Raw genomic sequence first — 24,089 nt, forward strand, 5'->3', positions numbered from 1 at the left:
GGGAGAGTCGGTCGCCGCCAGACCCGCACAACGCAGTCCACCAACATTCCCTCACCACGATCCGCGACGCCGACAGGCCGCTCTCTCCGAGAGCGGCCTGTCGGCGTTTTGCTGTCGGCTCGCGATATGCGGCCGCCTTACCGCGAAGTCATCTTCCCGCGAACCTCCGGTAACCGCTCCCGCACCATCATCCTCGGACCGCGCGCGGCCCATCGCCCGCGCGGACGAAGCCGGTGACGGATCTCGCGCCCTCCGAGTCGTCCGCGCCCCGCTTCGGGACGGGTCGAGGTCCGCGGCCTCGGCCCGTTCGTCCCGAGAGGGGAGGGGAGCGGCTTGACCATGTTGATGGAGATACGTTCCCCCGACCCGCGCGGCGCGCTATGGAACGGGGCCATGCGACTGCTCATCATCGAGGACGACCGGGAGGCGGCGGCCTATCTCGTCAAGGCGTTCCGCGAGACCGGACACGTCGCCGACAGCGCGCATGATGGTCTCGACGGGTACGCGCTCGCCCGCGAGGGCGACTACGACGTGCTGATCGTCGACAGGATGCTGCCGAAGCTCGACGGCCTGTCGCTGATCCGGTCGCTGCGCGAGCAGAACGTCGCGACGCCGACCCTGATCCTGTCCGCGCTGGGGCAGGTCGACGACCGGGTGAAGGGGCTGCGCGCCGGCGGCGACGACTACCTGCCGAAGCCCTACGCGTTCTCCGAGCTCCTGGCACGGACCGAGGCGCTGGCCCGGCGACAGGCCGGATCCGGCGCCGCGGAGGAGACGCGCTACCGGATCGGCGACCTGGAGCTCGACCGCCTGTCGCATCGGGTGACCCGGGCCGGCCGCGAGATCCCGCTGCAGCCGCGCGAGTTCCGCCTCCTCGAGTACCTGATGCGTCACGCCGGACAGGTTGTGACGCGCACCATGCTGCTCGAGCACGTGTGGGACTACCACTTCGACCCGCAGACCAACGTCATCGACGTCCACGTCTCGCGCCTGCGCAGCAAGCTCGACAAGGGCTTCCCGTCGCCGATCATCCACACGGTCCGGGGGGCCGGCTACGTGCTGCGCTTCGACGACGGTGCGGCCGGGTGAGCGACGTCGGGACCGAGGCGCCGGTCGCCCGCGAGACCGCGGGGGCGCGGTTCCAGAAGCTGTTCCGCACCACCGCGTTCAAGCTGTCGCTGGCCTACCTGGCGATCTTCGCCCTCTGCGCGTTCCTGGCGCTCGGCTACGTCGCGTGGAACGCCCGCGCGGTGCTCGACGACCAGATCGTCTCGACGATCGACGCAGAGATCAACGGCCTGTCGGAGCAGTACAATGCCGGCGGCCTGCGGCGGCTGATCTCCGTGGTGGAGCGGCGCTCGCGGGAGCCCGGCGCGTCCCTCTACCTGGTGACCACGGCGGGCGGCGACCATGTCGTCGGCAACGTCGGCTACGTGCCCGCCGCCGTGCTGGCGACGCCCGGCCAGAGCGAGACGCGCTACGGCCGCAACGACGCGGATTCCGAGGCGCATCAGGCGATCGTGCGGGTCTTCACGCTGCCGGGCGGGTTCCGCCTGCTCGTCGGGCGCGACACCGAGGAGCGCGACCGCCTGCGGGCGGTGATCGGACGCGCCTTCGTCACGTCGCTGGCCGCGGTCGTGCTCCTCGGGGTGATCGGCGGCTGGCTCGCGGCGAGCCGTGTCCTGCGCCGGGTCGATGCCATGACACAGACTACGCGGGCGATCATGGCGGGCGACCTCGACGGCCGGCTCCACGTGGCCGGGAACGGCGACGAACTCGACCGCCTCGCGTCCAGCCTCAACCAGATGCTGGAGCGGATCGGCGAACTGATGCGCGGCATGCGGGAGGTCTCCGACAACATCGCGCATGACCTGAAGACGCCGCTGACCCGCCTGCGCAACCGCGCCGACGAGGCCCTGCGCCGGGCCTCGACGCAGGAGGAACTGCGCGCGGCGCTGGAAGCCGTGATCGACGAGGGCGACGGGCTGATCCGGGTGTTCAACGCGCTCCTGATGATCGCGCGGCTCGAGGCCGGAAGCGCCCGGGAGATCCTCGTCCCGCTGGATATCGGACAAGCGGTGCGGGGCGTCGGCGAATTGTACGAGGCGCTCGCCGAGGACCAGGGCCTGACCCTCACGGTGACCGCGCAGGACGACCTGATCATCGCCGGCAACCGCGAACTCATCGGTCAGGCCCTGGCCAACCTGATCGACAACGCCCTGAAGTACGGGGCCGTCTCCGCCGGAGCGGAAGCCCGCGTGACCCTGGACGCGTGGCGCGAGGCGGGCACGGTCCGACTCGCCGTCTCCGATCACGGCCCGGGCATTCCCGAGACGGACCGGGCCCGCGTGCTCGGACGCTTCGTGCGCCTGGAGGATGCCCGGTCGCGACCCGGCTTCGGTCTGGGCCTCAGCCTCGTCAACGCCGTGGTGCGCCTGCATCACGGGACCCTGCGGCTCGCCGACAACGGCCCCGGGCTGCGGGTCGAGATCGAGTTTCCGGCCTCGGCGCAGGCGCAGCCGGCGGCCGGTGACATCCTGCCCGCTCCGCCATCGGGCGACCCTGTGCCGGACTCCCTGTCCCGCGCTACTTAGGTCGCGACCTGTCCCACCGTCGCCCGGCCGTGACCGCGTCCGAGCGGCGGCGCGCCCGCGTTCCAGGAGGCCCCATGACCCTCAAGACCAAGACCGCCCTCGTGACCGGCTCGACCAGCGGCATCGGGCTCGCCATCGCGCGCGCCCTCGCGGCCGAGGGGGCCAACATCGTGCTCAACGGCTTCGGGGACGCGCAGGCCGTCGAGGAGGCCCGGGCGGGGATCGAGAGCACCTACGGGGTCAAGGCCCGGTACTCGGCCGCCGACATGAGCGAGCCCGATGCGATCGCCGCCATGGTGCGCGAGGCGGAGGAGACCTTCGGGGCGGTCGACGTGCTGGTCAACAACGCCGGCATCCAGTTCGTATCGCCGATCGAGGAGTTTCCCGCGGAGAAGTGGGAGCAGATCATCGCGATCAACCTGTCCTCGGCCTTCCACACGATGCACGCGGCGATTCCCGGGATGAAGGCGCGGGGTTGGGGGCGGATCATCAACACGGCCTCGGCCCACTCTCTGGTGGCCTCGCCGTTCAAGTCGGCCTACGTGGCGGCCAAGCACGGGATCGCGGGTCTGAGCAAGACGGCGGCGCTGGAACTCGCCCCGCACAGGATCACGGTGAACTGCATCTCGCCGGGCTACGTCTGGACGCCTCTGGTGGAGGCGCAGATCCCCGACACGATGAAGGCCCGCGGCCTCACCAAGGAGCAGGTGATCGAGGACGTGATGCTGAAGGCGCAGCCGACCAAGGAGTTCGTCACCGTCGACCAGGTGGCCGCGCTGGCGGTGTTCCTGTGCTCCGACGCGGCGAGCCAGATCACGGGCGCCAATATCAGCATGGACGGTGGCTGGACCGCGCAGTAGCGCGACCGGCCGCGGCGGCCGGGCCCGGTCGCCGCCAAGGCCCCGCCCGAATCCGGGCGGGGCCGCTCCCGGTCAGCGGCGACCGTGGACCAGCAGGGCGAGGCCGTAGCCGACCGCGCCCGCGATCAGCAGCGCGACCAAGGGGTTCTCCTCCACCCGGGCGCCGACGGCGGTGCGCCCGTCGCGCAGGTACGAACCGCTTCGCTCGTAGACGTCCCCCGCCACGTCGCCAGCGCGCTCGTAGGCGTCGCTCGCGTAGTCACCGGCCCGGTCGGCGATGTCACGGGCCTTGTCCTTCACCTGGCCGTAGACGTTCTGAGCCTGGCCCTGGGCCTCGCGGAAACGTCCCTCGACCGAGTCGCGGTTGGAGCCCACGAAATCACCGGCCGAGCCCTGAACCTTGCCGACGGCCTCCTTGGCGCCGCCGACGATCCGATCCGTATCAACCATGGCACTCTCCTGGACGTGAGCGCGGCGCCGCGACAGGGGCGCCGCTCGATAAGCCGTCGTCCACCGAACGCGCGAGACGGCGTTTGTGCCCCCGCCCGCCACGAAATTGTGCGTCTCGCCCCGCGATCGCGGCCGCGGAACGGTCAGAGCCCGATCAACTCGGCGATGGCCGCCGCGCCGGCGGCCGGGGAGGTCTCGCCCCGGGCGACGCCGGCCTCGGCCTCGGCCGTGCGGCGGCGAACTTCCGGGGAGCCGACGAGACGCTGGTGCAGGCGCTCGTCGACCAGCGCCCACATCCACTTCACGTCCTGAGTCCGGCGCTTCGCCTGGATCTCGCCGGTCGCCGTGAGCTTCTCCCGGTGATCGACGATCTTCGCCCACAGGGCGTCGAGCCGCAGGTTGTGGAAGCCCGAGATCGTGACCACCGGCGGCGTCCAGGTGGCGGAGGCCGGGGTCAGGATGTGCAGCGCCGCCCGGTACTCCGAGGCCGCCGCGTTGGCGCGCTGCTCGGCCTCGCCCGCATCGGCCTTGTTGACGGCGATCATGTCGGCGAGTTCGAGAATGCCCTTCTTGATGCCCTGCAACTCGTCGCCCGCCCCGGGCAGCATCAGCACGAGGAAGAAGTCGGTGAGGTCGGCCACGGCCGTTTCCGACTGGCCGACGCCGACCGTCTCGACGAGGATCACGTCGAAGCCCGCCGCCTCGCAGAGCAGCATGGTCTCGCGGGTCTTGGCCGCGACGCCGCCGAGCGTGCCGGAGGACGGGGAGGGACGGATGAAGGCTCCGGGATCGTGCGACAGCCGCGCCATCCGGGTCTTGTCGCCCAAGATCGAGCCGCCGGTCCGCGAGGACGACGGGTCGACCGCGAGCACCGCCACCTTGTGACCGGCCTCCGTCAGGTTCGAGCCGAGGGCGTCGATGGTGGTCGACTTGCCGACGCCGGGTACGCCGGTGATGCCGACGCGGATCGCCCGGCCGGTCTCGGGCAGGACCGAGTCGATCAGGCTCGCCGCCAGCGCCCGGTGATCGGCGCGCTTGGACTCGGCCAGCGTGATGGCGCGGGCCAGAGCGGCGCGGTCGCCGCGCAGCAGGCGCTCCCGGAGACTCTCGATGTCGATGGACGGCGTCATGATCCCTTCATGGCCGCGGCGACGGCCGCCGTCGAGGGGGAGAGTACCGGGGCCGGGGGATGGGCCGGCTGTGTCCCGCCCACCACAAGCCCGGCCGTGCCCGCTATTCACGCCGCGATGCGGCGATCGTGCCCCGCGATGGTCACGATCCTGGGCAACGGAAGACGACCCGCCCGAGCGTCACCGGATCATGTCGAGCCAGATCGTCTCACGCCGCGTCCTTCTCCGCTTCGGAGCCCTCGCGGGCGCCGCGGGTCTCGCCCCGTCGCTCGGTGCCTGCGTCACCGACGACCTCGGCACCGGCGCGGCCCTGCCCGAGAAGCAGTCGGCCCTCGACGTCATGCCGGTGCTGCTGGTCGCCACGACCCGCAAGCCCGTGGGCAATCCGCCCCGACCGCCGTACTTCAGCAGCGACCGCGGCCGCGGCCTGAGCTTCGCCGAGGTGCGCCTGTCGCCGCCCGACCGCTCGCTGCTCGGCAAGGTCTCGTCCGTCATCACCGGCGACTGGACCATCGGCGCAGTTCCGAAATCCGAGTCCGGCCCGGGCGCCGCCGAGGCCTTTTCCCAGGCTGCCCTCGGGCGCGACGTGCTGATCTACGTCCACGGCTACCGCGAATCGTTCGAATCCGCCGCCGTCAGCGCTGCCCGGCTCTCGGACGGGATCCGGTTCCGCGGCGTCTCCGGCCTGTTCACGTGGCCGTCGGCGGCCGCGACCCTCGATTACAATTACGATCGCGAGAGCGCCCTCTGGTCGCGCGACGCGTTCGAGGACCTGCTGAAGGCGCTCGCCGCCTCGCCCAGCGGCGGCCGCATCAACATCGTCGCGCACTCCATGGGCACGCTCCTCACCCTCGAGACCCTGCGCATGCTCCGCGCCGAGGCCGGCGAGGCGGCGATGTCGCGGATCGGTGCCGTGGTGCTGGCCGCGCCCGACATCGATTTCGACCTGTTCTCCAACGGCGTCGCCCGCCTCGGGCCCGACGTCTCGAAGATCACGGTGATCTCCTCCACCAACGACCGGGCGCTCGAACTCTCGGCGGCGCTGGCGGGGGGCGTGCGCGCCGGCGCGGCCGACCGCGCCAAGCTCGAGGCCCTCGGCGTCCGCGTCGCCGACGCCTCCGATTACGGCGGCGGCCTGATCAACCACGACCTGTTCCTCTCGAACCCGGACGTGCAGGGGGTGGTCAAGCGCGCCATCGCCCGCGGCGCCGGCGTCTGACGCGCGGCGCTCACCCCGTCCGGGTCGCCATGCTCTGCGGCGGCAGGGGTTCCTCCGGCATTACCGGCGCGTCGCCGGACGCGTCGAGGTGGTCGATCCGGTCGGCCCAGACCCGGAAGCCCACGAGGGGATTGGGTCCGAACGTGTGGGTCAGCGGCACGTCCGCGGCGTCGCGGCCGTACGCGACCATGACGCGGCCGATCCGCGGGCTGTTGTTGCGCGGGTCGAACACGTGCCAGCCTCCACCGAGATAGACCTCCATCCAGGCCGCGAAGTCGCCCGCCGGGTGCGGCTCGGGCTCGCCGATGAAGCTGATGTAGCCGGTGCAGTACCGGGTCGGGACGTTGAGGGCGCGGCAGAACGCGACCGCCAGGTGGGTGAAGTCCCGGCAGACGCCGCGCCCGCCCGCGTAGGCGTCCATGGCCGTGCGGTCGCGGTGGGCGAACTCGTAGCCGAACGCGATGTGGGCGTGGACGAAGTCGCAGACCGCCTGCACCCGGGCCCAGCCCGGCTCGGTATGGCCGAAGAGACGCCACGCCTCGTCGGCCAGGAGGTCGGACTCGCAGTAGCGGCTGGGGAGCAGGAACACGATCGTCTCGGGCGGCAGCTCCTCGATCGCGTGCTGCGCGGCCTCCGGGTGGACCGGATCGGGCACGCCGCTGTCGCGGATCGCGGCGTCGGTCCCGATGGTGAAGTTGCCGGCGGGCGCGGTCAGGCGGCCGCACAGGTTGCCGAAGCCGTCGCGATAGATCGTCACCGGGACGGGCGGATCGGTCCGGAGCGCGTCGGGCGCCTCCAGGGCGGCCGCCCTGGAGGGATGCACGTTGAGCATCACCACCATGGGCACCGGGTAGGGGAAGGCGTAGCGCATCTCGCAGCCGAGCCTGATCCGCATGCGCGGGTGATCCTTCGTGTTCGAGACCGTGTCCGCGGCGATGCGCGCAGGAGCCGTGCCGCGCCGAATCGTGCGGGTGGGGCCGCGACGGGCTTGGCGGCCGTCCGCTTCACCCCTACAGCATCCCCGCGCGACGCTCATCGCCACCGGACGAAGCCGAGGCGCTTCTTCCCGGGGCAGCACGTCGCACCCGTGCGCCGGCCCGCCGAGCGGGGGCGCCTGAGGACGGTTACGAGAGGGATGCCGGCCATGTTCACGCTCGAGATCGACGGCACCGCCGTTGCGGTGATCAACAGCGACGAGGCGTCCGCCAAGGACCTCTTCACCTGTGACGGCTTCAAGGAAGACATCCGGACCATGACGACCGGCGGGAAGCCGCTCTGGAACGGCACGTCGGCGCTCAAGGTCCGGGCCGCCACCGAGGACGAGGTCGAGATCTTCGAGGACGCGCTCGCCGAGGACGACGGCGAGGGCGACTTCGTCGAGGATCCGCGCCACACCGGGTCCGAGTCGGACGACGAGGACGAGGCCGACATCGTCTTCCTCGTGGATATCGACGAGGACGAGGACGAGGATGAGGCCGACGCCTGAGCGCGGCTGAACCCGAGCGCCTCCCGGGTGGTTTCCGATCCGATCTGGATCGGATCCCGGGAGGACGGCATGGCTGACAGCAGACGGATCGTCGACGCGCTGGTGCGTTCGAGGCGCGGCGGCCTCGCCGCCGGTGCCGCCCTCGGCGGGCTGGCGCTGATCGGCAGCCTCGCCTACCGGGCACTGCGCGGGGCGGCGCCGCCCGAGGCCGGCGGGCCGGACTTCACGCAGGTCGCCGAGGACGAGGCCCGGCTGATGCTGCGGGCCATGGTGGCGGCCACGACGGCCGACGGGATGGTCGACGCCGCGGAGCGCAAGCGCCTCGACGCGGCCGTGGCGGAGGCGGGCCTCGATCCCGATGGCCGGTCCTGGCTCGACCGCGAACTCGCGGATCCCGCCGACGTCGACACGATCGCCGAGCGGGTCGCGAGTCCGGACGCGGCGGCGCGGATCTTCGCGGCGGCGCGGCTCGCGATCGATCCCGACACGCTCCAGGAGCGTCAGTTCCTGAAGATGCTGGCCGAGGCCCTCGACCTGCCCGCGGAGACGACCGAGCGGGTCGAGCGCGACATCGCGGCCTGAGCGGCAACCTGTCCGATGGGTGGATCCTCCACGGCGGCCGAGCTTCGTGCTAGGCTTCCCCGCGACGACGGGTCCGGGCGATCCGTCCGCGGGAGGACGGGACATTTCATGGCAGGACTGTCAGTGCCCGCGCTCGGGCGCGCCCGGCGGCGGGCCTGCGCGCTGGTCGCAGCCGTGCTGATCGCCGGCGGCTCCGCGCGCGCGGCCGACCCGGCCCCCGGCCCGCTGACGATCGCCGAGCAGGGCAGCTTCTTCGTCGGCGGTCGCGACGTCCAGTCCGACACGCTCTCGACGCTGCCGGCCTACGCGCCGTCGGGCACGATCAGCGTCGACCAGATCTATGTCCGCTATCAGATCCCGGTGAACGCCGGACGGCCGCCGCTGGTCCTGATCCACGGCTGCTGCCTCACCGGCAAAACCTGGGAGACGACGCCCGACGGGCGCATGGGCTGGGACGAGTACCTCGTCCGGCGCGGCTTCCCGACCTACGTGATCGATCAGGCCTGGCGCGGCCGCTCGGCGGCGAGCCCGGCCCAGATCAACGCCGTGAAGACGGGGCGGGCCGACCCGAATTCCCTGCCGGCCGTCTTCTCGGCCGGCCGCGAGCCGGCCTGGGCGATCTTCCGGTTCGGGCCGGAATACCCGAAGGTGTTCCCCGGCATGCAGTTCCCCCTGGAGGCCCAGGGCGAGTTCTGGAAGCAGATGGTTCCCGACTGGTCGGCCGCCCTGCCGGTGCCGAACCCGACCGTGCCGGCCCTGTCGGAGCTCGCCAAGCGGCTCAAGGGCGCGGTGCTGATCTCGCACTCGCAATCGGGGATCTACCCGTTCCAGACCGCCGCCCTCGACCGGACCGGCCTGCGCGCCATCGTGGCGATCGAGCCGGCCGCCTGCCCGGACCCGGCGAAGGACGACCTCGCGCCCTACAAGGACCTGCCGATCCTCGTCCTGTTCGGCGACTACGTCGACGCCTCGCCCCGCTGGGCGCCGCGGCTCAAGCAGTGCCGCAGCTTCGTGGCGGCGGCGAACGCCGCGGGCGGCAAGGCGGAACTGATCCTGCTGCCGGAGATCGGCATCCACGGCAATTCGCACATGCTGATGCAGGACAAGAACAGCCTCGACATCGCCGACTGGCTGGTCGGCTGGATCGACAAGCGGGCGCCCGGCAAGTCCTGAGGCGGGCCGATCGGGCGCGCCGTTTACACCTGTGTCCGTCCGAGCGCTGCGGTCGCCACACCCGCCGGCGTCATCACGCGCGCAGCGAAGTGACCCAGGGCGGCTCGGCCTCGGCGGTCGTCGCGCCGGCTGGATCGCTGCGCCGCGCTCGCGGGGACGGCGGCGCCGTTACCGTCGACCGGGACAGGTTCTGATGGCCCGGCCGAGGTGGGTGACGGGGCGTCCGCTCAGCCCGGCTTCCGCTCGCCGAGGAACGCGCCCATCCGCTCCAGAGCCCGCCGGATGTTCTCGGCCGAGTTGGCGTAGGACAGGCGGAGGTAGCCCTCGCCGTGGACGCCGAAATCCGGACCGCCGATCACGGCCACGCCCGTCTCTTCCAGGAGGGCCGAGGCCAGGGCCTTCGCCTTCCAGCCGGTCCGGGCGATGTTCGGGAAGGCGTAGAACGCGCCCTTGGGCGCGATGCAGGAGACGTCCGGCAGGGCGTTCAGCCCGTCGACCACGATCGCCCGGCGCCGGTCGAACTCGGCCACCATCTCGGACACGCAAGCCTGCGGGCCGTCGAGCGCCGCGATGCCGGCCCACTGGGTCGCCGCGTTGACGCAGGAATGCGCGTTGACCGCGAGCTTGCGCGCCGCGTCGTAGAGCGGCTTCGGCCAGACCGACCAGCCGAGCCGCCAGCCGGTCATCGCGTAGGTCTTGGACGCGCCGTCGAGGTAGACCAGCCGGTCGCGGATCTCGGGATAGGTCAGCAGCGAGTGGTGGGTCTCGCCGTCGTAGGTCATGGTGCCGTAGATCTCGTCCGACAGCACCGCGACGTCGGGGTGCTCGGCGAGGCCCTTCACCAGGGCGTCGATCTCGGTCTTCGGCGTCACGCCGCCGGTGGGGTTGGCGGGCGAGTTGACGATCAGCAGCCGCGTCCTCGGCGTGATCAGCGCCAGCGTCTCGGCCGCCGAGAAGGCGAAGCCGTTCGCCTCGCGGATCGGCACCGGCACCGGCGTCGCGCCGGTGAACTCGATCATCGAGCGGTAGATCGGGAAGCCGGGGTCCGGATACAGGATCTCGGTCCCGGGCGCGCCGAACATCAGGATCGCCATGAACATGGTGACCTTGCCGCCCGGCACGATCATCACGGAATCCGGCGAGACCTCGACGCCGTGGCGGCGGTGGATGTCGCGGGCCACCGCCTCGCGGAGCGGCGGGATGCCGACGGCCGGCGTGTAGCCGTGGTGGCCGTCGCGCAGCGCCTTGATCCCCGCCTCGACCACGTGGGCGGGCGTGGGCATGTCCGGCTGGCCGATGCCGAGATTGATCACGTCCCGCCCCTGGGCGGCGAGGGCCTGGGCCCGAGCCAGAACCGCGAAGGCGTTCTCCTCGCCGATGCGCGAGAAGGCCGGGACCACGTGCAGCATCGCGCCCTCCGGGCGGTGAGGTCTCAGTGCTTGGACCGCTCGGAGAGCTTCATCGCGCCGAACGACATCGCCACGGCGATCGCGCCCAGGATCACGAAGGTCTTCACGGAGGCGTAGAACAGGTCCGGATTGATGCCCTCATCGGTGTAGAGCACGAGCCCGATGGCCGCGAGCGGCAGCGAGATGAGGGCGAAGAGCGGGACGAGCGGGTTCATGTTCGGCACTCGGGATCCGGCGCGCGGCTGACCGCGGCCCTGGGAAAGCGCCCCTGCATATCATCGTGCTGCGAAGGTTGGGACCCCGCAAGCTGCAGTTTTTCGCCGGCGCGCCCGGACGCTCATGGATGCGCAATCATTTCGCGCAACAGCGGCGTCTCCGGGAGGGCGGACACGTATGCGTTGGGCATCGGTCGATTCGAAAGGCAAGGGAGCGGGGGGAGCGGGCCCCAGATCCCCCAGCATCGACACGCTGGCGCTCCATATCGGGCGGCTGCTGCGACATCCCGCCTATCGGCGCGAGGCGGTCGTCAGCCCGCTCCTGCGGCGGCACCTGCCGTACGAGGCCGGCTACGCCTGGAACGGCGAGGCCGGCCTGCGCGCCCGGCTGGCGGGCGCCGCCCTCGACGAGGCGAGCATCGATCACCTGCTCCGGAACGTGCAGGCCGAGTTCCTGCGCCTGCGACGGCCCGCCGATACCTGAGCCGGTTCCCGTGATCCGGCCCGCCTGATCCGGCTCAGGCCGGAACCCGGACGGTGGCCCGCAGGCCGCCGAGCGGGCTGTCGTGCAGGGTTATGTCGCCGCCGTGGGCGCGGGCGATGTCCCGGGCGATCGACAGGCCCAGCCCGGAGCCGCCGGCATCCTGGCGGGCGTCGTCGAGCCGCACGAACGGCTTGAACACGTCCTCGCGGCTCTCCGCCGGGATGCCGGGCCCGTCATCGTCGATCGAGACGAGGAAGGCGCGGGCCTCCAGCCGGCCGGAGATCGCCACCGTCTCGCCGTAGCGGACGGCGTTGGCCGCGAGATTGAACAGGCACCGCCGGAAGGCGCCCGGCCGGACCGTGACCTCGGGCGCGCCGACGAGATCGACCGCGGAGACGTGGGCACCGAGGCGCTCGACGTCGGTCCGCAGGTCCTCCAGCAGGGCGCGCATGTCGGTGGGGGTCGCGGGCTCGGCCGAATCGCCCCGCGCGAAGGCGAGGTAGCCCTCCAGCATCCGGCTCATCTCGTCGACGTCGCGGCTGAGATCCTCGATCTCCTCGGTCTGCTCGATCAGCGCCAGGGACAGGCGGAAGCGGGTCAGGATGGTGCGCAGGTCGTGGCTGACGCCGTTCAGCATCGTGGTGCGCTGCTCCATCGCCCGCTCGATGCGCCGCTTCATCTCGATGAAGGCGTGACCGGCCTGACGCACCTCGCGGGCGCCGCGGGGCCGGAACTCGATCTCCCGCCCCTTGCCGAAGCCCTCCGCCACGGCGGCGAGCCGCAGGATCGGCTTGATCTGGTTGCGCAGGAACAGGATCGCGACGCCGAGCAGCACCAGCGACGAGCCGATCATCCACACGAGGAAGATGTGCGAGTTCGACGCGTAGGCCTGGCTGCGCCGGGCGGTGATGCGCATCACCCCGTCGGGGATCGCCACGCGGATCTCGATCAGGTTCGAGCGGCCGACCGTGTCGATCCAGAAGGGTCTGCGGATCTGGCGCTTGATCTCGTCGGACAGGGCCTCGTCGAGGATCGAGAAGAACGGCCGCGGGCCCGGGGGCGGCAGCTTGGCGCCCTTGAGGATGTCGAGGTCGAGGTTCAGCCGCTCCCCGGCGATGCGCGAGAGGGTCTCGGCGTCCTTGTCCTGCGGGTAGCTCTCGTAGATGTCGATCAGCGCCGCGACGTCCGCGGTCACCGCCGCCGACAGCCGCTTGGTCACGAGCTGCCAGTGCCGCTCCATGAAGGTGTAGGCGATCACCGACTGGAGCAGGACGACCGGCGCGATGATGATGATCAGCGAGCGGGCGTAGAGGCCCTTCGGCAGGACGTCGCCGATCGCCCGGCTGACGCGCTTCCACAGGCGGCGCGGGCCCGAGCGCGGCGGGTCCTTCCGGAGCGCCCGGGCGAGGGCGGGATCCGGGGCGTTCATGACATCGCGCGCCCGTCCGTCCCGCGGGCGCGGTGGCAGGTCGGTCGACGGAGGATCCGTTCAACGGCGGCGGACATGGCTCGAGCGGGCGCGGAAAGCCTGTGCGTTATCGCATCCGCGTCGGGATCGGCCAAGGCGCCGCGCGATCCCCGGTGGGCCCGGGCGACTTGCACGGCGGCACGCGGGCCATACCTGTGAGGGGCGGGGGGCGCCCGCCGGCCGAAAGTCCACGAGGCCATGCTCAGCACCGACACAGACATCCTGTCCGCCGCCCAATCCTGGCGGCGCGACGGCCGCGCCGTGGCCCTCGCCACCGTGATCGAGACCTGGGGCTCGGCCCCGCGACCGGTGGGCAGCCACCTCGTCGTCGACGGCGACGGCAATTTCCTGGGCTCCGTCTCCGGCGGCTGCGTCGAGGGCGCGGTGATCACCGAGGCGATCGAGGTGATCGAGGCCGGCGCGCCGCGCGTCCTCGAATTCGGCGTCGCGGACGAGACCGCGTGGCGCGCCGGCCTGTCCTGCGGCGGCCGGATCCGTGTCTTCGTCGAGCGGGTCGACTGATGCGCAGCGATGTCCTGGCGGCGCTCAACGACGCGCGGGCGGCGCGCCGCGCCGCGATCCTCATCACCGACATCGCCGACGGCGCGCAGCGCCTCGTCCGCGAGGACGAGATCGCCGCCGATCCCCTCGCCGACGTGCTGGCGAAGCACCTCGCCGCCGGCAAGAGCGGCCTCGTCGAGGCGGGCGGGCGGACGCTGTTCCTCACCGTGCAGGTGCCGCCGGTGCGGCTCGTGGTGGTCGGCGCCGTCCACATCTCGCAGGCCATGGCGCCGATGGCGGCGGGGCTGGACCTCGCGCTCACGGTGATCGACCCGCGCACCGCGTTCGCGACCCCCGAGCGCTTCCCCGGCACCGCGCTGGTCGCCGAATGGCCGGACGCGGCCCTCGGGACCAGCGTGCCGGTGCTCGACCGCTACTGCGCCCTGGCGGCCCTGACCCACGACCCCAAGATCGACGATCCCGCGCTGAAGGCGGCGCTGGCGGCCGAGTGCTTCTACGTGGGCGCCCTCGGCTCGCGGAAGACCCACGCGGCGCGCGTCGCGCGGCTCACCGAGGCCGGGTTCGCGCCCGCCCAGATCGGCCGGATCCACGCGCCGATCGGCCTGCCCATCGGCGCCGTGAGCCCCGCCGAGATCGCCCTGGCGGTGCTCGCCGAGATCGTCGCCACCTTGCGCCGCGTGCCCCGTCCGGAGGTCGCGTGAGATTCGGGACGGTCCCGGTCGCCGAATCGGCCGGGCTGATCAGCGCGCACACGGTGCGGCGGGCCGACATCACCCTGCGCAAGGGCGCCGTCATCGCGCAGGAGACCGCCGCCGGTCTGGCCCGGGCCGGCCTGTCGGAGATCGTGGCGGCGACGCTCGAACCCGGCGACGTCGGCGAGGACGCCGCCGCGGCGCGCCTCGCCGCGCGCCTGCGCGGGCCGAACCTGCGCGTCGAGGCGCCCTTCACCGGCCGCAGCAACCTGTTCGCCGAGGCGGCCGGGGTGCTCACCCTCGATCCGGCCCGGATCGACGCGGTCAACGCCGTGGACGAGGCGGTGACGGTGGCGACGCTGCCGCGCTTCCGGCCGGTGGTCGAGGGCGAGATGGTCGCCACGGTGAAGATCATCCCCTACGCGGTGCCGGGCGCCGTGCTGGCCCGGGCCTGCGCGGCCGCGGAGGGCGACGTCCTCGCGGTAACGCCGTATCGCCGCCGCCGGGTGGCCGTGGTCTCGACGCGCCTGCCGAGCCTCAAGGAGACCACGATCGACAAGACGCTCCGGGCGCTGGCCGACCGTCTCGCGCCCGCCGGCGCCGCGATCGTCGCCGAGACCCGGGTGCCCCATGCCGGCGCGTCCGTGGCGGTGGCCCTGGCGGAGGTGATCGATCGCGCCGGGGCCGAGCTCGTCGTGGTGTTCGGCGCCTCGGCGATCGCCGACCGGCGCGACGTCATCCCGGCCGGCATCGCGGCGGCGGGCGGCCGGGTCGACCATCTCGGCATGCCGGTCGACCCCGGCAACCTGCTCCTCGTCGGCGCCCGCGGCGCCGTGCCGGTGATCGGCGCGCCGGGCTGCGCCCGCTCGCCCAAGGAGAACGGCTTCGACTGGATCCTGCATCGGCTCCTCGCGGACCTACCGGTGACCCGGGCCGACATCGTCACCCTGGGCGTCGGCGGCCTGCTGATGGAGATCGTCTCGCGCCCGCAGCCCCGCGCCGGCGGCGCCGCCGCGACCGACGAGTCCGAGCCGGGCTCCGCGGATGGCTGAGATCGGCACGGTCCTGCTCGCCGCGGGCCTCGGCAGCCGGTTCGGCGCCGCGCCGAAGCTGCTCGCGCGCCTCGACGGCAAGCCCCTGGTGCGCCACGCGGCCGAGGCCGCCCTGGGCGCCCGTCCGCGCCCGGTGGTCGCCGTCCTCGGCGCGCACGCGGAGGCGGTCCGCGACGCCCTGGCGGGGCTCGACCTCGTCCGCGTCGACAATCCGGACTACCGCACCGGCCTCGCGAGCTCGCTGCGCGCCGGCCTCGCGGCGCTGCCCGCCACCTGCGCGGCCGCCATCGTCGTCCTGGGCGACATGCCGCGCGTCACCGCCGCGCATCTCGACCGCCTCGCGGAGGCCTTCGCGGGCGCCCCGGAGCTGCCCGCGGCCGTGGTGCCGGTTCAGGCCGGCCGGCGCGGGAACCCGGTGCTGCTCAACCTGCGCCGCCTCGGCCCGGACATCGCCAGCCTCGCCGGCGATCGCGGGGCCGGGCCGCTCCTGAAGGGACGGTCGGACGTGCTGGAGATCCCGGGCGACCCGGCCACCGCCCTCGACGTCGACACGCCGGACACGCTGGCCGCGCTGGCCGGCGGACCTTCAGACCGGACCGCGTGAGCGCGGGCTGTCCGATCGTCCCGGCGGGCGGTCAGCGCCCCGCCGCGCCGCGCCCGCGGGCGGCCTTCGCCTCGGCCCGGCACCGATCCGAGCAGTAGCGGACCTCGTCCCAGACCCGCTCCCACTTCTTGCGCCACGCGAACGGGCGGCCGCACTGGGCGCAGATCTTCTCCGGCAGATCGCCCTTGCGGCGCATCGGCGGCATCGTCGCTCCTCCCGGCCTATCCGGGCCGGCGCGCGTCGGGGCCGGTCTCGGCGGCCCGGCGGAGGCGCGCGTCCAGGAGGTGCGCCAGGCCGAGCATGACCGCGATCCCCCCGACATTGACCGCGACCTGCAGCGGCCAAGTGGGGTCGAAGGTCCGGTAGAGGATGCGGCCGATCAGCGCCGCCAGGCACCCGGCCGCGAAGATCTCCAGCGAGTGCCGGCCGCAGGCGTCGACGAGGCGCAGCCCCCGCCACCGGCTCGCGCGCGCCGCGGCGGGCGTGCTGAACAGCAGGTAGGCCAGCGCCAGCATGTTGATCAGGCGCAGGGGCGCGACGTGGCCCTTGTCGGGCGGCCCGATCCCCAGCGGCCGGAGATCGGGAAGTCCCCACTCCGCCCAGGACCCGCCCTGCAGGAAGGCGAAGGCGAGGTAGGCGGCGGCCGCGGCCACGGCCCAGCCGCGCCGCGGCAGCAGGCCGTCATGGGCGCGGACCGCGACCGCGAGCGCCGCGCCGATCACGAACAGGAACTGCCACGCGAAGGGATTGAAGTACCACCCGTCGTCCACCGCCGCGGCGTTCGGGAGGTTCAGCTGATGGTCGACGTTGGCGGCGAGCCAGAGCGCCCCCGACAGGCCCAGCACGCCCCAGATCCCGCGCCGCATCCCGGCGTAGACCAGCGGGAACAGCGCCAGCAGCAGGATGTAGAGCGGCAGGATGTCGAGGTAGTTCGGCAGCGCGTTCAGCGCGAGGCCGCGCAGCAGGCCCGGCAGGAGACCCATCTGCAGCAGGGGCGCGACGCCGAATCGCGGCGTCAGGCCGGTGAGGTCCATCCAGATCCGGACGATGACCAGGGTCGCGAGCAGCAGCCCGGCCTGGAACAGGTAGATGCGCAGGCAGCGCTTGGCGATGCGCGTGAGCGCCGTCCGGATCCCGGCCCGCCGGAACAGCCCGCCGTAGGCGATCATCGACGAGTAGCCGGCCAGCAGGACGAAGATCTCGGCCGCGTCCGAGAACCCGAAATTGTGCAGCGTCAGCAGGGCCGGCGCGTTGCGCGGGATGTGGTCGATGAAGATCGTCAGGAGCGCGAGGCCGCGCACGACGTCGACCCGCGCGTCGCGCACGGGCTTCGCGGGCGGTGCCCCGGCGGGCGGCGGGGGAAGCGCCCGCGGGGCCGCGGCGCCGGGCCGTTCGAGATCGTCGAGGCGCGTCACTCAGCCCATCACCGTGGCGCTCTCCGTCCGGACGCGGAGCGGCCGGGGCCGCGGTGGAACAATAGCGCGCGCGCCGCCCGGGAGCCCGCCGATCACGTGCCTGTGTTCGGATGTGCACAACGGCGGGAGCGCGCCGATGATCCGCAGGCCGCGCCGGCCGTCGCCCGCGCCCCCTCGCGTCGAGGCGGGGCCCGGTATAGACGCGGCCGACGATCCCGGATTCCGGCGCCCGCGCCGGGACGGGGGACCGCGGGGCTCGAGGCAGGGTTGAGGGCAAGGGACATGCGCGTCCTCGTCACCGGAGCGGGAGACTATCTCGGCCGTCGCCTGCTCGAGGCTCTGCGTCGGGACCTGCCCCCGGGCAGCCGCATCCTCGGCCTCGACCGGAGCCCGCCGCCGCCCCTCGACGGCGTGACGCTGAGGACCGTCGACCCGTTCGACGCGCGCGACCTCGCCGAGACGGTCGCGGCCTTCGATCCGACCTGCGTGTTCCACCTCGCGGCCCTGGCCTCGGTCGCCCAGTCGAGCGAGACGCCGTCCTACGCCTGGCGGGCGGAACTGCTCGGCACCCTCAACCTCGCCGAGGCGGTGGCGCGGACCCGCGCGGCCCTGGTCTTCCTCAGCTCCACCGTCGTCTACGGCGAGGTGTTCCGCGCCTGCGCGCGCCCCGACGAGAGCGTCACGCCGCGCCCGGACACGATCTCGGGCCGGACCAAGAACGCCTGCGAGTACATCCTCCGCGACGTCCTGGCGAATGCCCGCGTCAAGCATCTCGTGCTGCGGCCGTCGAACTACATCGGCGCCGGGCAGAGCGAGACCTTCGTGGTCGCCTCCTTCGCCGGTCAGATCGCCCGCATCGAGCGGGGGCTGGCGCCGCCGAGCCTCGAGGTCGGCGACCTCTCGGCGGGGCGCGACTTCTTCGACGTGGCCGACTTCACCGCGGCCTGCCTGCGCGTGATCGCGCGGATCGACGACCTGCCGGACGGCGGCATCTTCAACGTGGGATCGGGGGTCGTCACCCCGGTCTCCGACATCCTGGAGACGCTGCGCGGACTGACGGACGCGCGGTTCGACCTGCGCGTCGCGCCCGGGCGGGTCCGCCCGGCGGGGGTACGCAGCGAGGGCTGCGACCCCGCGGCCTTCGGGACCGCCACCGGATGGGCGCCGACCATCCCGCTCGCGCAGAGCCTGTCGACGATCCTGGCGGAGGCACGGGCGCGCCTCCGGTGATCTGTCACCGTCCGAAGGTGACGGCGACGCCCTCGGACGGGCGCGCGGCTCCGGAAACGCCGGCGGCGCTCGGGAGCGCGACCGGTCTCAGCGCGAGAAGCGCTTGTACTTGATCTTCTTCGGCATGATCGAATCCGCCCCGAGCCGGCGCACCTTGTCGGCCTCGTAGTCGGAGAAATTGCCCTCGAACCACTCGACGTGGCTGTCGCCCTCGAAGGCCAGGATGTGCGTCGCGATGCGGTTCAGGAACCAGCGATCGTGGCTGATGATGACCGCGCAGCCGGCGTAATCCTCCAGCGCGTCCTCGAGGGCGCGCAGGGTCTCCATGTCGAGGTCGTTGGTCGGCTCGTCGAGGAGCAGCACGTTGGCGCCGCCCTTCAGGGTCCGGGCGAGGTGCACCCGGTTGCGCTCGCCGCCCGAGAGGGTGCCCACCTTCTTCTGCTGGTCGGGCCCCTTGAAGGCGAAGGCCGCGCAGTAGGCGCGCGAGTTGATCTCGCGCTTGTTGAAATAGATGATGTCGTTGCCGCCCGAGACCTCCTGCCAGACCGTGGCGTTCGGATCGAGGGCGTCGCGCGACTGGTCGACGTAGCCGAGCTTCACCGTCTCGCCGACCTCGATCTTGCCGCTGTCGGGCTTCTCCTGGCCGGTGATCATCTTGAACAGGGTGGTCTTGCCGGCGCCGTTCGGGCCGATCACCCCGACGATGCCGCCCGGGGGCAGCTTGAACGACAGGTCCTCGATCAGCAGCCGGTCGCCGAACGCCTTGCTGAGGTGCTCGAACTCGATGACGTTGTTGCCGAGCCGCTCGTCGATCGGGATGACGATCTGCGCGGCCGCGTCGACCTTCTGCGCCTGCTTGGCGACCAGCTCCTCGTAGCGGGTGATGCGGGCCTTCGACTTGGACTGGCGCGCCTTCGGCGAGGCGGCGATCCACTCCTGCTCGCGGGCGATGGAGCGCTGCCGCGCCATGTCCTCGCGGCCCTCCTGCTCCAGGCGCTTCTGCTTCTGGACCAGCCACGCCGAGTAGTTGCCCTCGTACGGGATGCCCTTGCCGCGATCGAGCTCCAGGATCCAGCTGGTGACGTTGTCGAGGAAGTAGCGGTCGTGGGTGACGATCAGGATCGCGCCCGGATACTGGCGCAGGTGGCCCTCCAGCCAGTTCACCGTCTCGGCGTCGAGGTGGTTGGTCGGCTCGTCGAGGAGCAGCAGCTCCGGCTCCCACAGGAGCAGGCGGCAGAGCGCGATGCGGCGGCGCTCGCCGCCCGACAGGGTGGCGACCGGCTGCTCGTCGCTCGGGCAGCCCAGGGCCTCCATGGCCTGGTCGACCTTCGAATCGAGTTCCCAGAGACCCAGCGACTCGATCCGGTCCTGGAGCTCCGTCATCTCGTCGGCGGTCTCCTCCGAGTAGTTCATGGCGAGCTCGTTGTAGCGGTCGAGCATGGCCTGCTTCTCGGCGACGCCCTCCATCACGTTCTCGCGGACGGTCTTGTTCGGGTCGAGCTGGGGCTCCTGGGGCAGGTAGCCGACGCGCGCGCCCTGCGCGACCCAGCCGTCGCCGGTGAATTCCTTGTCGATGCCCGCCATGATCTTCAGCAGCGTCGACTTGCCGGCGCCGTTGATGCCCAGGACGCCGATCTTGGCGTCCGGGTAGAAGGACAGGTTGACGTTATCCAGGACCTTCTTGCCGCCGGTATAGGCCTTGGTCAGGCCCCGCATGTGGTAGATGAATTCGCGAGCCATCGCGGATCGTCCTCGGCGCGTTGTTCGGGACCGCGCGGATCGTGCCAGCGGCACGGGTCAGGCACCGGGCCTCAGCACCCGTCCTGGACGCGCGTCCCTACGATATAGGAATGACCCTCTCCGACTATCAGGCCCGCCGGGACGCGGCAAGGACGGGCCGGATCTCGGCGGGGAGCGGAACGCTCACGCGAACGGGTTCTTGACCGATCGCGGCGGCGCGTCCGGCGCCTCCGCCACCGCCTCCGGCAGATCGGACCCCTCCAGGGCCTTCACGATCGCGTCCAGCGTCTCCCGGAGCAGTCTGGCCTGATCCAGGCCGGTCCGGTCGCGGGTCAGGTCGATCGACCCGTGCACGGCGATCCGGTCCGTGCCGTTCTCGAAGCACAGGGCGCCGATGGAGCGCGCGCCGGCCTCGTCCGCGAACGGCACGAAGCCCGCGATGGCCGGGCTCTCGTCACGCCCGCTCTTGTCATCCGGGCTCTCGCCCTTGCGCCGGGCGCGTCGCTTGTCCTCGGGCATCGGGTCCTCTCAGAAGAACGTGCGCAGGAAGTCGCGGACGAGCTTGCGCAGGGCACGGGTGAGTTCGCGCTCGAGCCATTCCTGCCACGTCTGCTCGTGGCGGGGCCGGCGCTCGTCCGCGCGGGCGGAGGCATGGGGGTCCGGCAGGCTCATCGCGGTCGCCCGCGCCGCGGGCGGCAGGCCGGGGAAGACGTCGATGCCGGATTCCCGCTGGAGATCCTCGATCGACAGGGCGCGCCAGTCCTTCGAATCGTCGTTCCGCGCGAGGTAGGCGCCCGCCTCGCCGCGGGACGGGTCGTACACGGCCTTGAACAGCTGCGTCGGGACGAGCACGCCGCCCTTGATCTGCTGCACCGCGTCGCCCGCGAAGATCACCCCGGTGACGACGAAGAGCGCGCCGCGGCGGGTGGCCAGGCGCCGGGTGCTCTCCTCGATATCCGCCCAGAGCCCGCGGTTCAGGACGCGGTTCTGCGGCACGATGTTGGCGAGGCTGAACGACTCGGCCTGGGAACTGAGGGTCGGCATGTCCCCGGCCGGGGCGAGATGGCCCCGGTCGAACCCGCTGCGGACGTAATCCTCCAGCGAGGCGCGCTGATCCTCCGGCAGCCGGGTCTCCTCGTGGAAGGCGTCGTCGCGGGCCACCGCCCGGGCGGCCGCGACGCTGGCGCGCGTGAGGTGCTCGGCGGCGTAGAGCGGCGTGCGCGTCACGCCGGAATGCAGGACCGCGAAGGCCTCGAAGCACAGCGGGACCGCGCGGACGGCGAGCTTCGGGTTCGTGAGGACCGGCGTCCGCCCGTCGGCGAACAGGCCCGGGCAGGCATCCTGGGCCCGGGCCGGGACCGCGCCCGGTGCGAGGGCCAGAACCGCGGCCACGGCCGCGGCGGCGAGCCCCGGGTGGCGCCTCACCAGCATACGCGGACCCGGCGCACGCCCTCCGGGGTCGGGCGGTCCCGCCACGCGCAGGGCCGGCCGAGGCTGTTGCCGAAGGGGCGGGCGTCGCGGTCCGGGCCGCCCGGCGAGACCCGCGCCGGGCAGTCGCCGAGGAAGTTGCAGAGGAAGTCGAGATTGCCGTCCGGCGGCCGCGGCTGGGCGTAAGCTTGGCCGTTACCCGTAATCGCGAGCATGAGCAGGATTGTGCACAGACGAGCCGGATTCAAAGGCGGGCCTCTTGTGGCGTTAAGGGCACGTGATCGAAAAAAACGCCGGCCCGACATTGATCGCGCCGCCGTTCGTCCGTAACTGGCACTATCATGACAGCGACGGACGGGCGGGTTCTAGCATGAACGCGCGTCCCCGGGCTGCTGGCGTCGCGGTTGCCGAGGGCCCGCGGCGGAGCCGTCGCCATACTCGAACGAACGGATGCGAGCATTGGCACTCTCCCCTGAGCAATCGGCGTTGCTGGACCGCGTTCCGTCTCCATCGGCGCTTCGGCGTCTTCCGGAGTTGGAGCTTCAGGCGGTGGCGGACGCGGTGCGCGCCGAGATGATCGACGCGGTCTCGATCACCGGCGGCCATCTCGGCTCGGGGCTGGGCGTGGTCGAGCTGACGGTGGCGCTGCACCACGTGTTCGACACCCCCGACGACCGCATCGTCTGGGACGTCGGTCACCAGTGCTACCCGCACAAGATCCTCACCGAGCGCCGCGACCGGATCCGCACGCTGCGCCAGGGCGGCGGCCTGTCGGGCTTCACCAAGCGGAGCGAGAGCGTCTACGATCCCTTCGGCGCCGCCCACTCCTCGACCTCGATCTCGGCCGCGCTGGGCATGGCGGTCGCCCGCGACCTCGACAACGCCACCGCCAAGCAGAAGGGCGGCGCGCAGAAGCGCCGCAACGCCATCGCGGTGATCGGCGACGGCTCGATGTCGGCCGGCATGGCCTACGAGGCCCTCAACAACGCCGGCGCCCTGCACTCGCGCCTGATCGTCATCCTCAACGACAACGACATGTCGATCGCGCCCCCCGTCGGCGCCATGTCGGCCTACCTCGCAAGGCTGGCGTCGGGCGGCGCCTACCAGTCCCTGCGCGAGACCGCCAAGCAGCTCGGCAAGCTCCTGCCCAAGGCGCTCTACCAGCGCGCCGCCGCGGCCGAGGAGTACGCCCGCTCGCTGGTGGTCGGCGGCGGCACCATGTTCGAGGAGATGGGCTTCCACTACGTCGGCCCGGTCGACGGGCACAACCTCGACCACCTGCTGCCGGTGCTCAAGAACGTCCGCGACGCCGAGCACGGCCCGATCCTGCTCCACGTCGTCACCCAGAAGGGCAAGGGCTACGCGCCGGCCGAGGCCTCGGCCGACCGCTACCACGGCGTGGTCAAGTTCGACGTGGTCTCAGGGATCCAGGCCAAGGCCAAGCCGAACGCGCCGGCCTACACGCGGGTGTTCGGCGAGAGCCTGATCAAGGCGGCCGACGCCGACGACAAGGTCGTGGCGATCACCGCCGCCATGCCGGGCGGGACCGGCATCGACCTGTTCGGCAAGGCGCACCCGGACAAGACCTTCGACGTCGGCATCGCCGAGCAGCACGCGGTGACGTTCGCGGGCGGCCTGGCGACCGAGGGCTACCGGCCGTTCGTGGCGATCTACTCGACCTTCCTGCAGCGGGCCTACGACCAGGTGGTGCACGACGTGGCGCTGCAGAACCTGCCCGTGCGGTTCTGCCTGGACCGGGCGGGCCTGGTCGGCGCGGACGGGGCGACGCACGCGGGCGCGTTCGACCTGGCGTACCTGTGCTGCCTGCCGAACATGACCGTGATGGCGGCGGCCGACGAGGCCGAGCTGGTGCACATGGTGGCGACCGCCCACGCCCACGACACGGGCCCGATCGCGCTGCGCTACCCGCGCGGCGAGGGGGTGGGCGTCGAGCTTCCGGAGCGGGGCGAGGTCCTGGCGATCGGCAAGGGCCGGGTGGTGCGCCGGGACGCGGAGGCGCGGGTGGCGCTCCTGTCGCTCGGCACGCGGCTGGCGGAGGCCTTGAAGGCGGCGGACGCGCTGGCCGAGCAGGGCGTGGCGGTGACGGTGGCGGACGCGCGGTTCGCCAAGCCGCTGGACGAGGCGCTGATCCTGGATCTGGCGCGCGACCACGAGGTGCTGATCACGGTGGAGGAGGGCTCGCGGGGCGGGTTCGGCGCGATGGTGCTGCACCTGCTGGCCGAGCGCGGCGCGCTGGACGCGGGCGGCGTGCGGGTGCGGACCATGACGCTGCCGGACGCCTACCAGGACCACGACAGCCCGGAGAAGATGTACGC

At 72.3% G+C, this 24,089-nt stretch carries 26 protein-coding genes; 14 read left to right on the forward strand and 12 right to left on the reverse strand.

Annotation, left to right across the window (positions count from 1 at the left end):
• The first annotated feature begins 393 nt into the window (after window positions 1-393).
• From ACTJK8_RS29670 to ACTJK8_RS29680, 3 genes are all read left to right on the forward strand, one after another.
• Window positions 394-1,089, forward strand: coding sequence for a response regulator transcription factor (locus ACTJK8_RS29670; RefSeq protein WP_024829288.1), 696 nt, complete (start codon window positions 394-396; stop codon window positions 1,087-1,089).
• Window positions 1,086-2,594: a sensor histidine kinase gene (locus tag ACTJK8_RS29675; protein ID WP_012320423.1), complete on the forward strand. Its 1,509-nt coding sequence runs from the start codon at window positions 1,086-1,088 to the stop codon at window positions 2,592-2,594. The genes ACTJK8_RS29670 and ACTJK8_RS29675 overlap by 4 nt, the downstream gene beginning before the upstream one ends.
• Before the next feature lie 74 nt (window positions 2,595-2,668).
• Window positions 2,669-3,454: a 3-hydroxybutyrate dehydrogenase gene (locus tag ACTJK8_RS29680; RefSeq protein ID WP_012320422.1), complete on the forward strand. Its 786-nt coding sequence runs from the start codon at window positions 2,669-2,671 to the stop codon at window positions 3,452-3,454.
• A 72-nt stretch (window positions 3,455-3,526) separates the two neighbouring features.
• Here the strand turns inward: ACTJK8_RS29680 and ACTJK8_RS29685 are convergent, their stop codons facing one another.
• Together ACTJK8_RS29685 and meaB are read right to left on the reverse strand one after the other, a co-directional pair.
• On the reverse strand, window positions 3,527-3,904 hold the full coding sequence (locus ACTJK8_RS29685; protein WP_012320421.1) for a CsbD family protein: 378 nt from the start codon (window positions 3,902-3,904) through the stop codon (window positions 3,527-3,529).
• 143 nt (window positions 3,905-4,047) lie between these two features.
• A complete protein-coding gene (gene meaB, locus ACTJK8_RS29690; protein ID WP_012320420.1) occupies window positions 4,048-5,034 on the reverse strand; it encodes a methylmalonyl Co-A mutase-associated GTPase MeaB in 987 nt (328 codons plus the stop codon).
• Between the two features lie 190 nt (window positions 5,035-5,224).
• On the opposite strand from meaB, the gene ACTJK8_RS29695 reads away from it, so the two are divergent.
• Complete coding sequence (locus tag ACTJK8_RS29695) at window positions 5,225-6,253, forward strand: alpha/beta hydrolase (RefSeq protein ID WP_012320419.1); 1,029 nt, start codon at window positions 5,225-5,227, stop codon at window positions 6,251-6,253.
• Window positions 6,254-6,263: 10 nt separating this feature from the next.
• On the opposite strand, the gene ACTJK8_RS29700 is transcribed toward ACTJK8_RS29695, so the two are convergent.
• Window positions 6,264-7,148, reverse strand: a complete 885-nt coding sequence (locus ACTJK8_RS29700) for a transglutaminase-like domain-containing protein (protein ID WP_043074164.1) — start codon at window positions 7,146-7,148, stop codon at window positions 6,264-6,266.
• A gap of 249 nt (window positions 7,149-7,397) precedes the next feature.
• On the opposite strand from ACTJK8_RS29700, the gene ACTJK8_RS29705 reads away from it, so the two are divergent.
• The 3 genes from ACTJK8_RS29705 (at window position 7,398) to ACTJK8_RS29715 (ending at window position 9,494) form a co-directional block, all read left to right on the forward strand.
• Entirely contained in the window at window positions 7,398-7,739 is a 342-nt protein-coding gene (locus ACTJK8_RS29705) for a hypothetical protein (protein ID WP_029360977.1), read from the forward strand.
• A gap of 69 nt (window positions 7,740-7,808) precedes the next feature.
• A complete protein-coding gene (locus tag ACTJK8_RS29710) occupies window positions 7,809-8,321 on the forward strand; it encodes a DUF533 domain-containing protein (protein ID WP_127992613.1) in 513 nt (170 codons plus the stop codon).
• A gap of 108 nt (window positions 8,322-8,429) precedes the next feature.
• Window positions 8,430-9,494 carry an esterase gene (locus ACTJK8_RS29715; protein ID WP_012320415.1) on the forward strand — a complete coding sequence of 355 codons (1,065 nt, stop codon included), beginning with the start codon at window positions 8,430-8,432 and terminating at the stop codon, window positions 9,492-9,494.
• Between the two features lie 227 nt (window positions 9,495-9,721).
• Here the strand turns inward: ACTJK8_RS29715 and ACTJK8_RS29720 are convergent, their stop codons facing one another.
• Window positions 9,722-10,903 (reverse strand): pyridoxal phosphate-dependent aminotransferase, encoded by a 1,182-nt coding sequence (locus ACTJK8_RS29720; RefSeq protein ID WP_127992615.1) that lies wholly within the window; start codon window positions 10,901-10,903, stop codon window positions 9,722-9,724.
• 23 nt (window positions 10,904-10,926) lie between these two features.
• The gene (locus ACTJK8_RS29725; RefSeq protein WP_012320413.1) at window positions 10,927-11,118 is read right to left on the reverse strand and encodes a hypothetical protein; all 192 of its coding nucleotides are present in this window, start codon (window positions 11,116-11,118) and stop codon (window positions 10,927-10,929) included.
• 178 nt (window positions 11,119-11,296) lie between these two features.
• Between ACTJK8_RS29725 and ACTJK8_RS29730 the strand changes: the two genes are divergently transcribed.
• Window positions 11,297-11,602 carry a hypothetical protein gene (locus ACTJK8_RS29730; protein WP_012320412.1) on the forward strand — a complete coding sequence of 102 codons (306 nt, stop codon included), beginning with the start codon at window positions 11,297-11,299 and terminating at the stop codon, window positions 11,600-11,602.
• Window positions 11,603-11,636: 34 nt separating this feature from the next.
• Here the strand turns inward: ACTJK8_RS29730 and ACTJK8_RS29735 are convergent, their stop codons facing one another.
• A complete protein-coding gene (locus ACTJK8_RS29735; protein ID WP_024829298.1) occupies window positions 11,637-13,031 on the reverse strand; it encodes an ATP-binding protein in 1,395 nt (464 codons plus the stop codon).
• 237 nt (window positions 13,032-13,268) lie between these two features.
• Between ACTJK8_RS29735 and ACTJK8_RS29740 the strand changes: the two genes are divergently transcribed.
• Genes ACTJK8_RS29740 through ACTJK8_RS29755 form a run of 4 tightly spaced genes read left to right on the forward strand, consistent with a single transcriptional unit; the run spans window position 13,269 to window position 15,940 of the window.
• Window positions 13,269-13,592, forward strand: coding sequence for an XdhC family protein (locus ACTJK8_RS29740; protein ID WP_012320410.1), 324 nt, complete (start codon window positions 13,269-13,271; stop codon window positions 13,590-13,592).
• Window positions 13,592-14,293: an XdhC family protein gene (locus ACTJK8_RS29745; RefSeq protein WP_012320409.1), complete on the forward strand. Its 702-nt coding sequence runs from the start codon at window positions 13,592-13,594 to the stop codon at window positions 14,291-14,293. Before ACTJK8_RS29740 ends, ACTJK8_RS29745 begins: the two co-directional genes overlap by 1 nt.
• Window positions 14,290-15,336 carry a molybdopterin-binding protein gene (locus ACTJK8_RS29750; RefSeq protein ID WP_440763006.1) on the forward strand — a complete coding sequence of 349 codons (1,047 nt, stop codon included), beginning with the start codon at window positions 14,290-14,292 and terminating at the stop codon, window positions 15,334-15,336. The genes ACTJK8_RS29745 and ACTJK8_RS29750 overlap by 4 nt, the downstream gene beginning before the upstream one ends.
• Window positions 15,329-15,940: a nucleotidyltransferase family protein gene (locus ACTJK8_RS29755; protein WP_440763007.1), complete on the forward strand. Its 612-nt coding sequence runs from the start codon at window positions 15,329-15,331 to the stop codon at window positions 15,938-15,940. Before ACTJK8_RS29750 ends, ACTJK8_RS29755 begins: the two co-directional genes overlap by 8 nt.
• A gap of 31 nt (window positions 15,941-15,971) precedes the next feature.
• Here ACTJK8_RS29755 and ACTJK8_RS29760 read toward each other — a convergent pair whose 3' ends face one another.
• Complete coding sequence (locus ACTJK8_RS29760; protein ID WP_179240029.1) at window positions 15,972-16,145, reverse strand: DUF2256 domain-containing protein; 174 nt, start codon at window positions 16,143-16,145, stop codon at window positions 15,972-15,974.
• A 16-nt stretch (window positions 16,146-16,161) separates the two neighbouring features.
• Entirely contained in the window at window positions 16,162-17,355 is a 1,194-nt protein-coding gene (locus ACTJK8_RS29765) for an OpgC family protein (RefSeq protein ID WP_440763008.1), read from the reverse strand.
• Window positions 17,356-17,637: 282 nt separating this feature from the next.
• Here ACTJK8_RS29765 and ACTJK8_RS29770 point away from each other — a divergent pair, with 282 nt between their 5' ends.
• On the forward strand, window positions 17,638-18,585 hold the full coding sequence (locus ACTJK8_RS29770; protein ID WP_012320404.1) for an NAD-dependent epimerase/dehydratase family protein: 948 nt from the start codon (window positions 17,638-17,640) through the stop codon (window positions 18,583-18,585).
• A gap of 87 nt (window positions 18,586-18,672) precedes the next feature.
• On the opposite strand, the gene ettA is transcribed toward ACTJK8_RS29770, so the two are convergent.
• The 4 genes from ettA to ACTJK8_RS29790 all read right to left on the reverse strand — a co-directional run bounded on the left by ettA (window position 18,673) and on the right by ACTJK8_RS29790 (window position 21,968).
• The gene (gene ettA, locus ACTJK8_RS29775) at window positions 18,673-20,325 is read right to left on the reverse strand and encodes an energy-dependent translational throttle protein EttA (protein ID WP_012320403.1); all 1,653 of its coding nucleotides are present in this window, start codon (window positions 20,323-20,325) and stop codon (window positions 18,673-18,675) included.
• A 183-nt stretch (window positions 20,326-20,508) separates the two neighbouring features.
• Window positions 20,509-20,844 (reverse strand): hypothetical protein, encoded by a 336-nt coding sequence (locus tag ACTJK8_RS29780; RefSeq protein WP_012320402.1) that lies wholly within the window; start codon window positions 20,842-20,844, stop codon window positions 20,509-20,511.
• 9 nt (window positions 20,845-20,853) lie between these two features.
• Window positions 20,854-21,756, reverse strand: a complete 903-nt coding sequence (locus ACTJK8_RS29785; RefSeq protein WP_012320401.1) for a DNA/RNA non-specific endonuclease — start codon at window positions 21,754-21,756, stop codon at window positions 20,854-20,856.
• A complete protein-coding gene (locus ACTJK8_RS29790; RefSeq protein ID WP_043074162.1) occupies window positions 21,747-21,968 on the reverse strand; it encodes a hypothetical protein in 222 nt (73 codons plus the stop codon). The genes ACTJK8_RS29785 and ACTJK8_RS29790 overlap by 10 nt, the downstream gene beginning before the upstream one ends.
• A gap of 235 nt (window positions 21,969-22,203) precedes the next feature.
• Here ACTJK8_RS29790 and dxs point away from each other — a divergent pair.
• The coding region (gene dxs / locus ACTJK8_RS29795; RefSeq protein WP_440763009.1) for a 1-deoxy-D-xylulose-5-phosphate synthase at window positions 22,204-24,089 on the forward strand (1,886 nt) is incomplete at its 3' end.

The sequence above is a fragment of the Methylobacterium sp. 22177 genome, assembly GCF_052045615.1.
Lineage (GTDB): Bacteria > Pseudomonadota > Alphaproteobacteria > Rhizobiales > Beijerinckiaceae > Methylobacterium > Methylobacterium radiotolerans.

Bases quoted from the DNA above. Each gene is read 5' to 3' on its own strand.
- ACTJK8_RS29670 (WP_024829288.1), top strand. From the start codon at position 394: ATGCGACTGCTCATCATCGAGGACGACCGGGAGGCGGCGGCCTATCTC.
- ACTJK8_RS29680 (WP_012320422.1), top strand. From the start codon at position 2,669: ATGACCCTCAAGACCAAGACCGCCCTCGTGACCGGCTCGACCAGCGGC.
- ACTJK8_RS29685 (WP_012320421.1), bottom strand. From the start codon at position 3,904: ATGGTTGATACGGATCGGATCGTCGGCGGCGCCAAGGAGGCCGTCGGC.
- meaB (WP_012320420.1), bottom strand. From the start codon at position 5,034: ATGACGCCGTCCATCGACATCGAGAGTCTCCGGGAGCGCCTGCTGCGC.
- ACTJK8_RS29695 (WP_012320419.1), top strand. From the start codon at position 5,225: ATGTCGAGCCAGATCGTCTCACGCCGCGTCCTTCTCCGCTTCGGAGCC.
- ACTJK8_RS29700 (WP_043074164.1), bottom strand. From the start codon at position 7,148: ATGCGGATCAGGCTCGGCTGCGAGATGCGCTACGCCTTCCCCTACCCG.
- ACTJK8_RS29705 (WP_029360977.1), top strand. From the start codon at position 7,398: ATGTTCACGCTCGAGATCGACGGCACCGCCGTTGCGGTGATCAACAGC.
- ACTJK8_RS29710 (WP_127992613.1), top strand. From the start codon at position 7,809: ATGGCTGACAGCAGACGGATCGTCGACGCGCTGGTGCGTTCGAGGCGC.
- ACTJK8_RS29715 (WP_012320415.1), top strand. From the start codon at position 8,430: ATGGCAGGACTGTCAGTGCCCGCGCTCGGGCGCGCCCGGCGGCGGGCC.
- ACTJK8_RS29720 (WP_127992615.1), bottom strand. From the start codon at position 10,903: ATGCTGCACGTGGTCCCGGCCTTCTCGCGCATCGGCGAGGAGAACGCC.
- ACTJK8_RS29725 (WP_012320413.1), bottom strand. From the start codon at position 11,118: ATGAACCCGCTCGTCCCGCTCTTCGCCCTCATCTCGCTGCCGCTCGCG.
- ACTJK8_RS29730 (WP_012320412.1), top strand. From the start codon at position 11,297: ATGCGTTGGGCATCGGTCGATTCGAAAGGCAAGGGAGCGGGGGGAGCG.
- ACTJK8_RS29735 (WP_024829298.1), bottom strand. From the start codon at position 13,031: ATGAACGCCCCGGATCCCGCCCTCGCCCGGGCGCTCCGGAAGGACCCG.
- ACTJK8_RS29740 (WP_012320410.1), top strand. From the start codon at position 13,269: ATGCTCAGCACCGACACAGACATCCTGTCCGCCGCCCAATCCTGGCGG.
- ACTJK8_RS29745 (WP_012320409.1), top strand. From the start codon at position 13,592: ATGCGCAGCGATGTCCTGGCGGCGCTCAACGACGCGCGGGCGGCGCGC.
- ACTJK8_RS29755 (WP_440763007.1), top strand. From the start codon at position 15,329: ATGGCTGAGATCGGCACGGTCCTGCTCGCCGCGGGCCTCGGCAGCCGG.
- ACTJK8_RS29760 (WP_179240029.1), bottom strand. From the start codon at position 16,145: ATGCCGCCGATGCGCCGCAAGGGCGATCTGCCGGAGAAGATCTGCGCC.
- ACTJK8_RS29770 (WP_012320404.1), top strand. From the start codon at position 17,638: ATGCGCGTCCTCGTCACCGGAGCGGGAGACTATCTCGGCCGTCGCCTG.
- ettA (WP_012320403.1), bottom strand. From the start codon at position 20,325: ATGGCTCGCGAATTCATCTACCACATGCGGGGCCTGACCAAGGCCTAT.
- ACTJK8_RS29780 (WP_012320402.1), bottom strand. From the start codon at position 20,844: ATGCCCGAGGACAAGCGACGCGCCCGGCGCAAGGGCGAGAGCCCGGAT.
- ACTJK8_RS29785 (WP_012320401.1), bottom strand. From the start codon at position 21,756: ATGCTGGTGAGGCGCCACCCGGGGCTCGCCGCCGCGGCCGTGGCCGCG.
- ACTJK8_RS29790 (WP_043074162.1), bottom strand. From the start codon at position 21,968: ATGCTCGCGATTACGGGTAACGGCCAAGCTTACGCCCAGCCGCGGCCG.